Source organism: Propionivibrio sp., assembly GCF_049316945.1.
Lineage (GTDB): Bacteria > Pseudomonadota > Gammaproteobacteria > Burkholderiales > Rhodocyclaceae > Propionivibrio.
Genome location: NZ_JBMOJE010000034.1, coordinates 13,629 through 28,721, shown reverse-complemented (window position 1 = coordinate 28,721; position 15,093 = coordinate 13,629). Strand labels below are relative to the sequence as shown.

Sequence of the window (15,093 nt, the reverse complement as noted above, 5' to 3'; positions counted from 1 at the left end):
AGGTCATTTCACGGTTGCCCTTGGCAACGCCGACGAAAAAACCGGCCGATTCCGTAACTGCCGGGCAAATGAGCTTACACTCATCAGCAAATGATAAATCGCGAAGAACGCATGCCCATCAAAGTCATTCCCGTCATCCTGATCGTCGACGACTCGTCCGAAAACCTGCATGTACTGAGTGAACTGCTGCGGCCGCTGTATCGGGTATTGGCGGCGACTTCCGGTGAAGGCTGCTTGCGCGTGGCAAACGGCCAGACCAAGCCCGACCTGATCCTGCTCGACGTGATGATGCCCGGCATCGATGGCTACGGGGTACTGGACCGGCTGCGCGATAACCTCGCCACGTTCGACATCCCGGTTGTTTTTCTCACCGCCCTGGCCGATGCCGGCGACGAGGAGCGCGGCCTGAAACTCGGCGCAGCCGATTATATTACCAAGCCGATCGCCCCCGCCGTGGTGCTGGCACGCGTGCGTACCCAGCTCGAAGCCAAGCAGGCGCGTGACGGATTGAGAAGCCAGAACGTCGCGCTAGAAGCCGAAGTTGCCCGGCGCATGACCGAAAACGATCTCACCCAGCGCGTCAGCATCCGGGCGCTGGCGCATCTGGCCGAAACACGCGACCCGGAAACCGGCAACCACATCATGCGCACCCAGGGCTATGTACAGCGACTGGCGTTCGGGCTGCGCCAGCATCCGCGCTTCGCCGCTACCTTGAGTGAGCGCTACATCGACCTGCTGGCTCGTTCGGCGCCGCTGCACGACATCGGCAAGGTCGGCATTCCCGATCACGTCCTGCTCAAACCCGGCAAACTCACGCCGGACGAAATGGCCATCATGAAGACTCATGCCAAACTGGGCAGCGACGCCATCGAGCAGGCCGAGTGGGACATCGAGATGCCGCTGCCGTTTCTCTCTGCGGCCAAGGAAATCGCCCATTGGCACCACGAAAAATGGGATGGCAGCGGCTATCCGGACGGCCTGGCCGGCGACGCCATTCCCGTTTCCGCGCGCCTGATGGCCCTGGCCGATGTGTTCGACGCGCTGATCTCGGCACGCGTGTACAAGCAAGCGCTGTCCAGCGCCGAAGCCCGCGTCATCATTGCCGCCGGGCGCGGCAAGCACTTCGACCCCGACGCCACCGATGCATTCCTTGCCGGCTTTGGCGATTTCGTTGCCATCGCCGAGCGCTACTTCGACGCCGGCGGATTGCCAGCGACCAGACAGCTGATGAAAAACCAGCCGTGACCCCAGTAAAAACCAGTCCGCCAGCAGTGGCCAGCGACAACCGGACGACCGGCTCCGCACTGGGGCTGGTTGTTGTCTATGCCGCCTTTGCCAGCCTCTGGATACTGCTTTCCGACAATGTCGTGGCGTGGCTATTCAGCGATCCGGCGCGGATCACCCTGGCCAGCACGATCAAGGGCTGGCTGTTTGTCGCCGTCACCTCCTTGCTGCTCTATGGCCTGATGCGGCGCCTGCTTGACCAGGCACGGACCGTCTCGCTGCGCGAACTTGAAGCGCAGAAGGAAAAAACGCGCACCAAACAACTGCTCGACGTCATTGCCGACAGTTCCACTGACGCCATTTTCGCCAAGGATATGGAGGGCCGCTACCTGCTGTTCAATCGTGAAACAGCCCGGATCATCGGCAAGACGGCCGAACAGGCGCTGGGCTGCGATGACACGGCACTTTTCCCGCCGGCGCAGGCCGCCATGATCCGCGCCAACGACCGCCGCGCGATCGCCGAGAACCGGATCAATACCTACGAGGAAACGCTCTCCACCAGCGATGGAGAACGCACCTTCCTCGCCACCAAGGGGCCGCTGCGCGATGAGGACGGTCGTGACATCGGGATCTTCGGCATCTCGCGCGACATCACCGAGCGTAAAAAAGCCGAAGCCAAAGTCCAGCGCGTCAGTCAGTTTTACGCGGCTCTCAGCCAGTGCAACGAAGCAGTCGTGCGCTGCGCCAACAAGGACGAACTGTTTCAGAGCGTATGCCGTATCACCGTACAATCCGGCGGCCTCAGGATGGCCTGGATCGGGCTGGTCGATGCGGAAAGCCTGCCCGTTACGCCGGTCGCCAGCTTTGGCGATGACGACGGATATCTGGAAGACATCCGGATTTCAATGGATGCCAATGATCCGCTTGGCCAGGGCCCCACCTCCACCGCCATTCGCAAAAACCAGCCATTCTGGTGCCAGGATTTCCTCAACGACCCGCTCACCGCACCGTGGCATGAACGCGGCGCTCGCGCCGGCTGGGCCGCATCGGCAGCGCTGCCGGTGCAGCAGAATGGCGTGGCGGTGGGCGCTTTCACCCTTTACGCGACCGAGGTGAATGCCTTCGATGAAGACATCCGCAAACTGCTGATTGAACTGGCAGCGAAAGTAAGCTTTGCGATTGACAACATTGCCCGCGAGGCCGAGCGAAATACCAACGAAAAGCAGTTGCGCAAGCTTTCGCAAGCGCTTGAGCAAAGCCCGGAAAGCATCATCATCACCAGCGTCGATCGGCGCATCGAGTACGTCAACCAGGCCTTCATGAAGACTACCGGCTACAGCCGGGACGAAACGATCGGCAAGAACCCGCGCATTCTGCATTCGGGCAAGACGCCGCCTGAAACCTACGCCGCCATGTGGAAGACCTTGTCCCTAGGCCTGCCCTGGAAGGGTGAATTCACCAACCGCAAGAAAGACGGCAGCGAATACGTTGAATTCGCCATCATCGCGCCGCTACGCCAGCCCGACGGGGCGATCAGCCATTTCGTAGCGGTCAAGGAAGACATCACCGAAAAGAAGCGCACCGGCCAGGAACTCGATCTCTATCGGCACCATCTGGAAGAACTGGTGCACAGCCGAACGGCTGAACTTGACACGGCACGGCAGCAGGCCGACGCCGCCAACGCGGCGAAGACCGCCTTCCTTGCCAACATGAGCCACGAGATCCGCACGCCGATGAACGCCATCATCGGTTTGACCCACCTGTTGCGGCGCGCCGGGCCAACGCCGGATCAGGCCGGGCGGCTGGACAAGATCGACAGCGCCGGCCGGCACCTGCTGTCGATCATCAACGACATCCTCGACCTGTCCAAGATCGACGCCGGCCGCTTGCAACTGGAAAGCGCCGACTTTCACCTCTCCGCGATTCTCGATAATGTCGCTTCGATCATCGGCGAATCGGCGCGCGACAAAGGGCTCTCCATCGAGCTCGACAGCGATCCGGCGCCCCTGTGGCTGCGCGGCGACCCGACTCGATTGCGCCAGGCGCTGCTCAACTATGCCGGCAACGCCATCAAATTCACCGAAACAGGCTCCATCACCCTGAGCGCCAGGGTTCTGGAAGACAGCGGTGACGATTTGCTGGTGCGTTTCGCTGTCATGGATACTGGCATCGGCATCGAACCCGAGCACATGATCCGGCTGTTTCAGGACTTCGAGCAGGCCGACACTTCAACCACGCGCCGGTACGGCGGCACCGGCCTCGGGCTGGCGATCACCCGGCGACTGGCGCAACTGATGGGTGGCGAAGCCGGCGCTCTCAGCACGCCGCGAACAGGCAGCACCTTCTGGTTCACCGTTCGCCTGCAACGCGGCCAGCGCGCCAGTCTCCCGTTGGCTGGCGGCATCCTGCCAACGCTGTCGCGGACCTTGGAGACCACCCATGCCGAGAGCCAATTGCGCCTGCACCATGGCGACGCCCGGATTCTGCTGGCCGAAGACAACCCGATTAACCGCGAAGTAGCCCTCGAAATGCTGCATGGCGTGGGCCTGACGGTAGACACCGCGGCCGATGGCCGCGAAGCGCTGGATAAAGTGCAAATCCGAGCCTACGATCTGATCCTGATGGACATGCAGATGCCCAATATGGACGGACTGGAAGCCACGCGCGCCATCCGCGCCCTGCCCGGGTGGGAGAGCAAACCGATCCTGGCGATGACGGCCAATGCTTTCACCGAAAGCCGCCGTGCTTGCGCAGCCGCGGGCATGAACGACTTTGTCGCCAAGCCGGTGGAACCAGGCCTGCTCTATGCCGCCCTGTTCAAATGGCTGCCGGCGAGATTGGCCTTTGACCCGGCGAATGCGCCGGCGAGTATGCCAGATAGCGCAGGCGAGAAGCCCGGCCACGCCCTCCCTGTGAAGCTCCCGGATGCGGTTGATACCGCCCTGGAACGACTTGCCAGTGTGCCGGGACTGAATGTGGCGCGCGGCCTGGCCGTTTTGCTCGGAAATGCCGCCAAGTACCTGGTTCTCCTCGGTCATTTTGTCGAGTCGCACGCCGATGACATGACCCGGATCGCCGCCAGCCTGTCCGCTGGCGATCAAGCCACAGCCCTGCGCCTGGCGCACACCCTCAAGGGCACGGCCGCCATGCTGGGGGCCGATCACTTGTCAGCATTGGCAAGCAGCCTGGAAAGCATGTTGCGAACCAGCCAAAAAGGGAGCCTTGGTGACCACGATATCCGCCATGAAATGGATACCATCAGCGCCGAACTGCTGGCCCTGGCCGCCGCCCTGCCCCACCCGTCAGCCGCGCTCCCGCCGACAAGCATCAAGCCAGTTGATCAGGAAACGCTGAGTGCGGTGCTTGATGAACTCGACTCGCTGCTGGTGAACAGCGACACCGCCGCCATCCAGTTGTTCGCTGATCATGCCGCAGCGCTGGGGCTTCCCGGCGAGGAACTCGGGCGGCAGATCAAGCTGTTTGAATTTGAAACAGCCCGGGAGACATTGCACAGCCTGCGCCAGGTGGGTGTATAGACACACCAACCTCTGGAAGCCGCACCAAATGGCGTTCTACAACGCCATAGCCATGAGAGCCAATAAGCACGGGCCTCTTCAGGCACATGGCCTGTAGATCGCCTATCCATGCGGGTTACAGCACAGTCATCGTAGCCAAAGCAAGGGGACCGAGAAACGCAGCTTCTCGGGTGTCCCCTGGATCGGGGGTTAGCGGTCGAGGTCACTGTGCGACCTCCAGCTTGGCAATTGAGTTACCAACATAGCTAACCCGGACCGGCAAGCCTTCTCGGATCGGGCCGCCGTGGGAGGAAGTATTGTTGAAGCCCCCCGTAACAACAAAGTCGGAGTATTCAAAGCACGTTTGCTGAACGCAGAAGCGCTCCATCGTGTGGCCAGAAACCGGCATTGGTTTGAAATCTGTCACTGGCCCTTCAACCACCTTGGCGGAGCCTTCTTCAACAGCAGTAGCGATACACCTGTAGTCGGCATACGTGGAACCGAACGACACGAGTGTCCACAGTACGGCGAAGCCAAGAAAAAAATAGGCAAATGCACTGCTGGCTCGAGGACGAGTACGCCACCAGCCGGGAAGAGCCTTTCTGTGCAGAAAGAGAACGACACCGGCGGCGATAAAAATGAGCCCAAAGGCGGGGAAAGACCAGCTCTTGTAGCCGGCAGATGTGATATCGAAGACCGTTTGGTAAGCCATCTCGGCACCAGAGCGCCAACGTCTGAATTCAGGGGCGCGCCGCGCTTTATCGCGGCGCGTCCCCTCGGCAGTAGGGTTATGCCACACCGGACACCAGTGTGCAGGATTGTGGCTTCATCGATGAGAGTGCTCGCTCAAGCGCTGGCAGTTTGCCGTTGTTTACCCCAGACCAGCCCATCTCGACGACCGTTCGGACGTCGTGATTCGGCAACGCGCGGCGAAACTTGACCGGTACCGACTCGTCAAGCAGCAGGCGCATCGGCGGAAAGGCGCTCTCTTGCCGCCTCGAGTACGGCTACAGCCTTTTCCCGCGATACCGAGGGAAAATCTTCGAGAAACTCTTCGAGGGAGGATGCACCCTCAAGGTAGTCGAACAGGTTCTTGACGAGTACGCGGGTGCCCGTGAAGCAAAGCGCCCCGTTCATTATTTCCGGGTTACGGCTGACGAGATAGGTGTCCATGATTACCTCCATGCGATCAGTTTACTCGCTACGGACTGACTCGTGCTACTGCTCTTCACGTGGGGCATAACGTTCAAGGTGAGGGGCGCGAAGCGGCTTTATCGCGGCGCGTCCCCTCGACAGCAGGGTTGGGCATCGCATTATCGACTGACAAGCAACTCATGAGCGGACGGGAGAAGCGGAGAGCTTTACACCGAGCGCATGAAGAAGTTTGAGCATTGTGTCGTAGCGGGGCTTTGCGCCGGGCGTAAGCGCTTTGTAGAGGCTTTCGCGCCCAAGACCGGCATCTTTGGCGAGTTGTGCCATGCCACGAGCGCGAGCCACATCTCGCACAGCGGTTAAAAACACATCGGGGTTGGAATCTTCAAGCGCAGCAGTGATGTATTCCGATATGGTTTCTTCGTCGTCGAGATAGTCGGCAGCATCGAATGGGGGAAATTTGGCCATGGTTCACTCCTTATCCAAAGCCCGCGCCATCTCAATGGCGCGTTTTATGTCGCGCTTCTGCGAGGACTTGTCGCCGCCCAACAGAAGCAGATAGAGCACCTCACCGCGACGGGTGAAATAGACGCGATAGCCAGGACCGAAATGAATACGCATTTCAGAAACGCCCTCGCCGACTGGTTCGCAGTCTCCGAAGTTGCCATGCTCGGCAGATCGGATGCGAAGAGCTATGCGAGCACGGCCTATCTTGTCCTTCAGTGCCGCAAGCCAAGCGTCAAATTCATCTGAGCGGTGAAAGGTGTTCATGCAGTTAATTGTATCCGTACAGATACCCGGTTGCAACCTCGACTGAAATGTCAGTACGCTGCCCGTGATGCCCAACGTTTGAGTTCAGGCCGCGGCCCGTCAGGGCCGTCGCGCCTGCAACGAATTGTTGGCATTCTTCTCACGCTCATCGACCGCTAGCAACAGGCTGGTTCGATGGCGCCTGGAAACTTCCTGCCACGGCTCACCGGAGAGCGCGGACTCAAGCGCCCAGAGCAGATTAAGGCTTATCCCGGGGACCGCTCGCTTGGTACGCACGAACGCCTCGACAGACCCAAGATCTCTCAATTGAGCGATGGTTGTGATGCCGGCGCAGGCGAGCATTTCTTGGGATTTTTGCCCAAGACTTTTCAGCTCACTGATGGTCTTTGCGTCTTCCATGCGCCCAAATTTCTAGAATGCCCAACGTTTGAGTTCACCGGCGATGCGCGGCTTTATCGCGCAGCGTCCGGTGGAATGATGGGTTCGACCCCATTCTCACGCGCTACGGGAATGACGTGCTACGTACTGACGAAGAACTCCATCCATTCGTGATTGCCAGCCTTCACCGGTGGATTTGAAGAACTCCACGACCTCTTGGCTGTAGCGCACTGACACTAGCAATTTCTTGTGTTCGGATTTTGGTCGGCCACGCAATGCCTGAATTGGTACCATGGACTTTAGTTGCAATGGCGTAAGTGGTTGTGCATCAGGATCACTTCTGGCGGCCGCCGTAATGGCTTTGTCCTCTTCTGCGGTCGGCATAAGAATAGTGGGACGCTTAAACATTTTCGACATAGTGCTTTACCTCACGACGATTGGCACGGCGCAGACTGATGACTCTTCGCGCTTCACCACGGTCTACAAACGCCACGTAGTACAGGATTTCGGTTTTCGGAGCGAGCGCGATCATTCGCGTCTCACCATACTCGAACCGGTCATCAATCCATACCAGCGCAGCTTCCCAGTCGAGTTCACCTGCCACTGACAGCGATACACCGTGTTTCGTTTGGTTTGCCACGTCCTTGGCCGGATCGAACTCGATATGCATGCTTTACTGTAGCTACCATAAATGAGTCTGTCAACGGACAGTCCCAAGCAACTTCATGGGGTCGAACTTTGTTATCGGGAGCAATTTTGCTGCATAACGATGGCGCCTGCTCCCTGGCCTGGAGTCATTTGGCGAATGGAAAGCCTCTCTATCACTGGCTTTGCGTCGTTTGTTGATGTTTTTATACAGTATTAACTGACCGCGCAAACCGGCACTCTGCAATATAGCGCAATAGCATACAACAAGAAGGCATGAACGTCTGCTTCATGGCAATTTCGCCTCCGTCCGCATAATGGCCGAATCGAGACGATCAGTTTTTCCGAAAGCTCCACGCCTGAGGCATTGTGCGCTGCAATGCAAATCATCAATCACAAAATCCTGATACCGCATTTTCCTTTCGATAAGTCTGTGCTGAAAGCGTTTCGTTTCAGTTTCCCTGACCCAAGAACGATCCATCGCGCAACGTCAGAATCCGGTCCGCGCGCCCGGCCAGCGCCGGGTCGTGGGTAACGATCACGAAACTGGTCTGCCGCGAACGATTGAGCGCCAGCATCAGTTCGAACACGCCTTCGGCCGTTTGCCGGTCGAGATTGCCGGTCGGTTCGTCAGCCAGCACGCAGGCCGGTTCGGTGACCAGCGCACGGGCAATCGCTGCCCGTTGTCGCTCGCCGCCGGAAAGCTCCGACGGCCGGTGATCGAGCCGGTGTGACAGGCCGACATCGGCGAGCACAGCCGCCGCCCGCTCCTCGGCCTCGGCTTTCGGCATGCGCCTTATGTACAGCGGCATGGCGACGTTTTCCAGCGCGGTAAATTCAGGCAGCAGATGGTGGAACTGATAGACGAATCCGAGATGGCGGTTGCGCATGACGCCGCGCTCGGCGTCGCTGATCTCGGAAAGATCGTGCCCCATCAACTGGATTTTTCCGGCGCTAGCCGAATCCAGCCCGCCCAGCAGATGCAGCAGCGTGCTCTTGCCGGAACCGGAAGCGCCGACCACGGCGACCCGCTCTCCGGCGACAATTTCCATCTCGACACCGATCAGCACCCGCACTTCGCCGGCTTCGCCGGTGCCTTGACGGTAAATCTTGCTCAGTCCCTGGCAGGCCAGCACGATTTTCCTGGCGTCAATCAAATCATTCATAGCGCAGGGCCTCCGCCGGATTGACGCGCGAGGCGCGCCAGCTCGGGTAAATCGTCGCCACCAGCGACAGCACGAAGGACACGCTGGTGATGGTCGTCACATCCTTCCACTGCAATTCGGACGGCAGGTTGGAGATGTAATAGACCTCCTTGGACATGAACTGGGTGCCGAGCAGGCGTTCGATGAACGGCACCACCACATCGATATTGAGCGCCAGCGCCACGCCGCCGGCAATGCCCAGACCGAGCCCGATAAAGCCGATCAGCGCGCCTTGCACCATAAAGATGGCCATGACGCTGCCGGGGCTGGCGCCCAGCGTGCGCAGGATGGCAATGTCGGCCTGCTTGTCGGTCACCGCCATGACCAGCGTTGAAACGATGTTGAAGGCGGCCACGGCGACGATCAGCGAAAGGATGATGAACATCATGTTCTTCTCGATCTGCACGGCGCGGAAGAAGTTGGCATGGCTCTTGGTCCAGTCGCTGATGTAGGCGGCAGTATCCAGCCGGTTGGCCAGTTGCCGGGCAATGAGCGGTGCCTTGAACAGATCGTCGAGCTTCAGGCGCACGCCGGAAACACGGTCTTCCATGCGATAGAGGCGTTGCGCGTCCTCCATGCGGATCAACGCCAGCCCGCTGTCGTACTCGAACATGCCGACCTCGAACAGGCCGGTAACGGTGAAGGTTTTCAGGCGCGGCACGACACCAGCCGGCGTCACCACGCCCTGCGGAGCGATGACCGTCACCTTGTCGCCGACGAAAACGCCAAGTGCACGCGCCAGTTCGCTACCGAGCACGATGTTGAAGGACTCCGGCACCAGTGAATCAAGGCTGCCTTCCTTCATGTGCGTCCGGAAGTCGACCACCTTGTCTTCGAAATCGGGAAGGATGCCGCGCACCATCGCACCACGCACCGACTGCCCGTAGGACAGCATCCCTTGCGCCTGCACGAAAGGGGCCGTCGCCAGCACCCCCGGCTGTCTGGACGACTGTTCAGCGACATGCTGCCAGTCGGCCATCTCGCCGCTGGCTCCGGTGATCTGCACATGCGAGACAACGGCCAGAATGCGCCCGCGCAGCTCGGTCTGAAATCCGTTCATTACAGAAAGCACGACGATCAACGCCGCGACGCCCAGCGCAATGCCGAGCATCGAGATCATCGAAATGAAGGAAACAAATTGATTGCGCCGTTTGGCCCGCGTATAGCGAAGGCCGATCAGCAGTTCGTAAGGTAGGGCCATCAGGGGCTAGTGCTCATATCGTCATATCGTTATTGTTTGCAGGCAGGGCCGGAGCGGGAAAGCGGCTATGGTACACTTTTTCCCGAAACTTCTCTGTTGCCCACCACACCAAGGCCACATGCAGCTAACCCTCCTCGTCCCTGAACTCATCTGGCCGGAACCTGACGACAGCGATACCTTTGGTGGCCTGGCCTGCCCGGCGCTGAACACCCTGCTCGCCCGCAGCCGGCTTACCCGGCGCCCGCCGCAGTCACTGGAAGCCACGCTGAGCGACGCATTCGGTCTGCCGGAAGGCGCGCCCTATGCCGCCTTCCGCCTCTTGGGCGAAGCGAATACACCGGTTGAGGTCGGTGCTTCCTGCTGGTTATGCAGCGACCCGGTGCATCTGCGTTTCCATCAGGAGCGCCTGATTCTTGCTGACAGCGGCAGTTTCGGCATTGCGCTGGACGAAGCGCAAGCGCTGGCCGAGGCACTGAACACCCATCTTGCCGATCTTGGCCGCTTTCATGTGGCGACTGCCGAGCGCTGGTATCTGCAAGTTGCCGTTAACGGAGCGCTGGATGCCTCATCGCTGGCCAATTTCGATGTGCCACCACTTTCCGCTGTCGCCGGGCGCAGTATCGAACGACTGTTGCCCGAAACCGCAAAAACAAAGGAACTGCGCAAGCTGCTCAACGAAGCACAGATGCTGCTGCACGCGCACGCCATCAACCAGAAGCGCCAGAACACAGGCCGCCTACCGATCAACAGTCTGTGGCTGTGGGGCGCCGGCACCTTGCCAGAGCGCAGCGAATCCGGCTTTGACGGGGTGTGGAGCACCAATCCGCTGGCGCTCGGGCTGGCCCGCGCAGCCGGTGTGCCGACGCATCCGCTGCCGCTTGATTTATCTGTGCTGCTCGAACATGCGGCGCCAGAGACCAGCCATCTGATTGTGCTCGAAGACCTGCTCGGAGCAGTGCAGTACGAAAACGGCGACGCCTATCGAACCACGTTGACCTCACTGGAAAGCCGCTGGTTCGCCCCGCTACGCTCGGCGCTGGCAACGGGCAAGATCAGGCAATTGCGTCTCGAAGCGTCGACCGCCTACGCTGCGCTGGCCTGGGAAAGCCGACGCAGCGACCAATGGAAGCTGTGGCGCCGCCCGCAAACGCTGGTCACCGTCGCGCAGAATTTGGCAAAAGGCAACATATGACTCAGTTGAAAGCTCGTCGCGTACCACCGCGCATTCAATGGCAACTCGAACAGCAGGGGCTTCATCCGCTGCTCGCCCGCATCTACGCTTCGCGCGGCATCCAGACGCGTAGCGAACTCGACTACGAACTCAAATCGCTGCTGCCACCGGCGCTGCTGACCAACGCCGCCGAGGCCGCCATCCTGCTCGCCGACGCCATCGAAGCGCAGGCGAAAATCCTCATCGTCGCCGATTACGACTGCGACGGCGCCACCGCCTGTGCTGTCGGCATCCGCGCACTGCGCGCGCTGGCCGGTGACTCGGGAGCGGTGATCGACTATCTGGTACCCAACCGCTTCACCTACGGCTACGGACTGACGCCGGAAATCGTCGATCTCGCCGCCACATTGACGCCCGACCTCATCGTCACCGTGGACAACGGCATCGCCAGCCTGGAAGGCGTGGCGCGCGCCAACGAACTGGGCATCGCCACGCTGATCACCGACCACCACCTGCCGGCCGATGAACTGCCGGCGGCCGACTGCATCGTCAATCCCAACCAGCCGGGCTGCGCGTTCCCGAGCAAGTGCATCGCCGGCGTTGGCGTCATGTTCTACGTGATGCTCGCCCTGCGCGCCGAACTGCGCTTGCGCGGCTGGTTTGCCCAAGAAGTGGAAGGAAATGCGGGCCACAAGGAACCGAACCTCGGCGCGCTGCTCGACCTGGTGGCGCTCGGCTCGGTGGCCGACGTCGTCAAGCTCGACAACAACAACCGCATTCTCGTCAATCAGGGTTTGAAACGCATGCGCGAGGGCAAGCTGACGCCTGGTCTGCGCGCCATTTTCCGCGCCGCCGGACGCGACCCGGCCAAGGCCACGAGTGTCGACCTCGGTTTCATCGTTGGTCCGCGCCTGAATGCCGCCGGACGACTGGCCGACATGTCGCTCGGCATCGAATGTTTGATTACCGATGACGAAGCCCGCGCCCTGAACATCGCGCAGCAACTCGACGCGCTGAACCGCGAACGCAAGGATATCGAATCGGGCATGCAGGAGCAGGCGCTGATCCACCTCGAAACGCTGGAGACCAGCGATGGCGCGGGCATTGCGCTGTTCGACCCGGATTGGCATCAGGGCGTTGTCGGCATCGTCGCCTCGCGCATCAAGGAAAGGCGGCACCGTCCGGTGTTCGCCTTCGCGCGTGGCGAGACGAAAGCCAACGGCACCGAAATCAAGGGCTCCGGCCGCTCGATCCCCGGCCTGCATCTGAAGGATGCGCTCGATCTCGTTTCCCGACGCGCACCCGGCCTGCTGTTGCGCTTTGGCGGCCACGCCATGGCCGCCGGCGTAACGATCCTGGAGGCCGACTTCACGCGGTTCCGCGAATTGTTCGTGCAGATCGCCGATGAACTGCTGTCGCCGGCCGACCTCACGCGCACGCTGGAAACCGATGGCCGACTTGAATCCGGTTATTTTTCGATCGACACGGTTCGCCTGCTGGAAAGAGAAGTCTGGGGGCAAGGCTTCCCGGCCCCGCTGTTCGAGGATGAATTCATCGTCGAAAGCCAGCGCATACTCAAGGAAAAGCACCTCAAGATGCGCCTGCGCAAAGGCGAGTTGCGGATCGACGCGATCCAGTTCAATTTCAGCGTAAGCCCCGGCAACACCATCCGCGCCGCCTACCGGCTGGCGATCAACGACTACAACGGCGTGCAGACGCCGCAGTTGATGATCGAGCACATTGAGAATGTCGTGAAATAGGATGGTCGCCCTGCAAGGCGCGTGAATAGGCGATCTGCAGGTGGCATGCCGCAAGAGGTCGATAAACACGGGCTTGCACGGCATGCTGTCTCAAGACGCCCGTATTCATTGCCTCTCAGAGTCTGTGAATTAATTGGCGCAATCATCCATGACCGTGGCCCGAGGCCAGGCTTTGCGCTCATTCCGGCGAAAGCCGGAATCCAGTTCGTTCATCTGATATCCATGAAAACAATTAGATAGACGAGCTGGACCCCGGCCTTCGCCGGGGTGACGAGCGAGAAAATCAGGCTGAAATGAATTTTTCACAACCTCTCAGGGCTATTCCGAACTGCGCAACTGAGCAGCCGCCGCAATCCCGCGCAGCGCCTCCAGCCCGCCGCAGGCCATCGACACACCCTCGGCGAGCCCCAGATCCGGCTCAGTCGGGTTGATACGGATCAGCCGGCCCGGCACCGATTCGCCCATCAAGCGCACGGTCGGAATATTGGTGCCGGCGCCGACCTCGATCACCAGCAGCCGCTCGACCCTGCGCAGCCACGCCTGCATGCGCTGATTCTGTGCGGCAGAACGCTGTTCCAGCCAGCCCCAGTCGCCGAACATCAGGATATTCGGGCGGGCAATGCCCTTGCAGTGCGGACACTCGGGGAACTCCGAAGTCAGCAGGCAATTCTCCTGGTCGATCTCGGGAAAAAACGCATCGGCCGGCCAGATAGCGTTCGTACACCCCGCCAGACACTGCAGGTGATGAATCGAACCGTGACACTCGTTGATGCGCTGCGTGTCGAAACCGGCCTTATGGAACTGGCCGTCCACATTGCTGGTAAACACGAAGCAGCCTTCCGCCATCAGTTTGCCGATCCGGCGCAGAATCTGGAAACCCGCGTGCGGTACCGTCGCCCGGTAAAGATTCAGGCGGTGCCCGTAAAAGCCCCAGGCCAGCCTCGGGTTGGCCGTAAAAGCCGAAGGACTGGCGATTCGCTCGAAGGGAATCCGCGCCCGGCCAAGCGCCGGATAAGCGCCCCAGAACCCCTGCGGCCCGCGAAAATCCGGCAGCCCGGAATCGACGCCGATGCCGGCGCCCGCCGTAATCAGCAGCCCGTCGGCCTGGTCGATCAGTTCAGCACAGCGCTGGAAATCGTCAGGCAAAATTCACTCCCCACAACGCGCCGATCAGAATTTCCCCTGTTTCAAGCGGTCGTCGAACAGCGCTTCGATCCATTCATTGACACCACGACAGCCCGCCACCACCTCGGCCGCCCAGGCAAAGTACTCGCGCTGCCGAGTCAACGACCAGTCGCGCGGCGGAGTTTCCAGAATCGAATTGAGGTTAGCCGCCTTGTCGGCGATCTTGAGAATCCTCGCGCGCCGCGACAGATGCGGCGCATGCTCCACCTGCAGACGCTTGCGCTCGGCTTTCTCCAATGACTTGTCGTCGGTGACTTCCAGGACGATCTTCGCTATCCGCTTGCCGAAATTCTCAACCAGCATCGCGTAAGTCACGCGCATCGACTGATCTTCCAGCACATCGTGCAGCAGCGCGGCGATGATCAACTTTTCGTCCTTGCCACCGGTCGCCTGCGCTACCAGATGCGCCACCTCGGTCAGGTGATTGACGTAGGGCTCACGTTCACCGCCCTTGCGCCGCTGCGCCGAATGCGCCCAGGCGGCGAAGTCGAGGGCGCGTACGATCTGTAGTACTTTTTTGGATTTCATATGAGGCGCTTTCCATTTTTCTGCTACTGATCTTAGCCGGCCTAGTGTGATGAGGAAGATCCATCCGGCGTATCCATTGACCCGCTTGCCTGGCGATCGTTCATGTTCGCCGGCTTATGACAGGTAACGAACACGTCAAAATCGGCCGAAAATGCTACCTGCTTCCACGTATACCACTTAAATACAACGAGGTATATCAAGCGCCAATCAGCTTGGCTACCGGGTTTATCGCTTTTGCCCGCCAGAATCGTAGCTGTCGATGTCCCGAAACACACTGGCAACCCCTGCTGTGCCTACTGGCTTGCGCTATAATCAATCAGTTTCATTGGGAACATTCGATCAGGCAATCTCGGCCACT

The 15,093-nt window shown here is 60.2% G+C and carries 16 protein-coding genes; 4 read left to right on the top strand and 12 right to left on the bottom strand.

Annotated features, from left to right (window positions below; translation table 11 throughout):
* Nucleotides 1–111: 111 nt before the first annotated feature.
* Entirely contained in the window at nt 112–1,245 is a 1,134-nt protein-coding gene (locus ACOYNV_RS09975) for a response regulator (RefSeq protein WP_422899616.1), read from the top strand.
* Nucleotides 1,242–4,760: a PAS domain S-box protein gene (locus ACOYNV_RS09970; protein ID WP_422899615.1), complete on the top strand. Its 3,519-nt coding sequence runs from the start codon at nt 1,242–1,244 to the stop codon at nt 4,758–4,760. Before ACOYNV_RS09975 ends, ACOYNV_RS09970 begins: the two co-directional genes overlap by 4 nt.
* A gap of 202 nt (nt 4,761–4,962) precedes the next feature.
* On the opposite strand, the gene ACOYNV_RS09965 is transcribed toward ACOYNV_RS09970, so the two are convergent.
* From ACOYNV_RS09965 to ACOYNV_RS09920, 10 genes are all read right to left on the bottom strand, one after another.
* Nucleotides 4,963–5,451 (bottom strand): hypothetical protein, encoded by a 489-nt coding sequence (locus tag ACOYNV_RS09965; protein WP_422899614.1) that lies wholly within the window; start codon nt 5,449–5,451, stop codon nt 4,963–4,965.
* Between the two features lie 76 nt (nt 5,452–5,527).
* The gene (locus ACOYNV_RS09960) at nt 5,528–5,710 is read right to left on the bottom strand and encodes a hypothetical protein (RefSeq protein ID WP_422899613.1); all 183 of its coding nucleotides are present in this window, start codon (nt 5,708–5,710) and stop codon (nt 5,528–5,530) included.
* Nucleotides 5,694–5,912: a DUF433 domain-containing protein gene (locus ACOYNV_RS09955; RefSeq protein WP_422899612.1), complete on the bottom strand. Its 219-nt coding sequence runs from the start codon at nt 5,910–5,912 to the stop codon at nt 5,694–5,696. Before ACOYNV_RS09955 ends, ACOYNV_RS09960 begins: the two co-directional genes overlap by 17 nt.
* A gap of 159 nt (nt 5,913–6,071) precedes the next feature.
* Entirely contained in the window at nt 6,072–6,359 is a 288-nt protein-coding gene (locus ACOYNV_RS09950) for an addiction module antidote protein (RefSeq protein WP_422899611.1), read from the bottom strand.
* A 3-nt stretch (nt 6,360–6,362) separates the two neighbouring features.
* The gene (locus tag ACOYNV_RS09945; RefSeq protein WP_422899610.1) at nt 6,363–6,662 is read right to left on the bottom strand and encodes a type II toxin-antitoxin system RelE/ParE family toxin; all 300 of its coding nucleotides are present in this window, start codon (nt 6,660–6,662) and stop codon (nt 6,363–6,365) included.
* A gap of 99 nt (nt 6,663–6,761) precedes the next feature.
* On the bottom strand, nt 6,762–7,061 hold the full coding sequence (locus ACOYNV_RS09940) for a TfoX/Sxy family protein (protein WP_422899609.1): 300 nt from the start codon (nt 7,059–7,061) through the stop codon (nt 6,762–6,764).
* A gap of 96 nt (nt 7,062–7,157) precedes the next feature.
* The gene (locus tag ACOYNV_RS09935; RefSeq protein ID WP_422899624.1) at nt 7,158–7,424 is read right to left on the bottom strand and encodes a BrnA antitoxin family protein; all 267 of its coding nucleotides are present in this window, start codon (nt 7,422–7,424) and stop codon (nt 7,158–7,160) included.
* Nucleotides 7,425–7,440: 16 nt separating this feature from the next.
* On the bottom strand, nt 7,441–7,710 hold the full coding sequence (locus tag ACOYNV_RS09930) for a BrnT family toxin (RefSeq protein WP_422899608.1): 270 nt from the start codon (nt 7,708–7,710) through the stop codon (nt 7,441–7,443).
* 427 nt (nt 7,711–8,137) lie between these two features.
* Nucleotides 8,138–8,851 carry a lipoprotein-releasing ABC transporter ATP-binding protein LolD gene (gene lolD / locus ACOYNV_RS09925; RefSeq protein WP_422899607.1) on the bottom strand — a complete coding sequence of 238 codons (714 nt, stop codon included), beginning with the start codon at nt 8,849–8,851 and terminating at the stop codon, nt 8,138–8,140.
* On the bottom strand, nt 8,844–10,091 hold the full coding sequence (locus ACOYNV_RS09920; RefSeq protein ID WP_422899606.1) for a lipoprotein-releasing ABC transporter permease subunit: 1,248 nt from the start codon (nt 10,089–10,091) through the stop codon (nt 8,844–8,846). Before ACOYNV_RS09920 ends, lolD begins: the two co-directional genes overlap by 8 nt.
* Before the next feature lie 118 nt (nt 10,092–10,209).
* On the opposite strand from ACOYNV_RS09920, the gene ACOYNV_RS09915 reads away from it, so the two are divergent.
* Together ACOYNV_RS09915 and recJ are read left to right on the top strand one after the other, a co-directional pair.
* A complete protein-coding gene (locus ACOYNV_RS09915) occupies nt 10,210–11,283 on the top strand; it encodes a hypothetical protein (RefSeq protein ID WP_422899605.1) in 1,074 nt (357 codons plus the stop codon).
* Nucleotides 11,280–13,022, top strand: a complete 1,743-nt coding sequence (gene recJ / locus ACOYNV_RS09910) for a single-stranded-DNA-specific exonuclease RecJ (RefSeq protein ID WP_422899604.1) — start codon at nt 11,280–11,282, stop codon at nt 13,020–13,022. The genes ACOYNV_RS09915 and recJ overlap by 4 nt, the downstream gene beginning before the upstream one ends.
* A gap of 318 nt (nt 13,023–13,340) precedes the next feature.
* Here recJ and ACOYNV_RS09905 read toward each other — a convergent pair whose 3' ends face one another.
* Nucleotides 13,341–14,168, bottom strand: a complete 828-nt coding sequence (locus tag ACOYNV_RS09905; RefSeq protein ID WP_422899603.1) for an SIR2 family NAD-dependent protein deacylase — start codon at nt 14,166–14,168, stop codon at nt 13,341–13,343.
* A gap of 24 nt (nt 14,169–14,192) precedes the next feature.
* Complete coding sequence (locus ACOYNV_RS09900; RefSeq protein WP_422899602.1) at nt 14,193–14,735, bottom strand: HD domain-containing protein; 543 nt, start codon at nt 14,733–14,735, stop codon at nt 14,193–14,195.
* Nucleotides 14,736–15,093 lie beyond the last annotated feature (358 nt).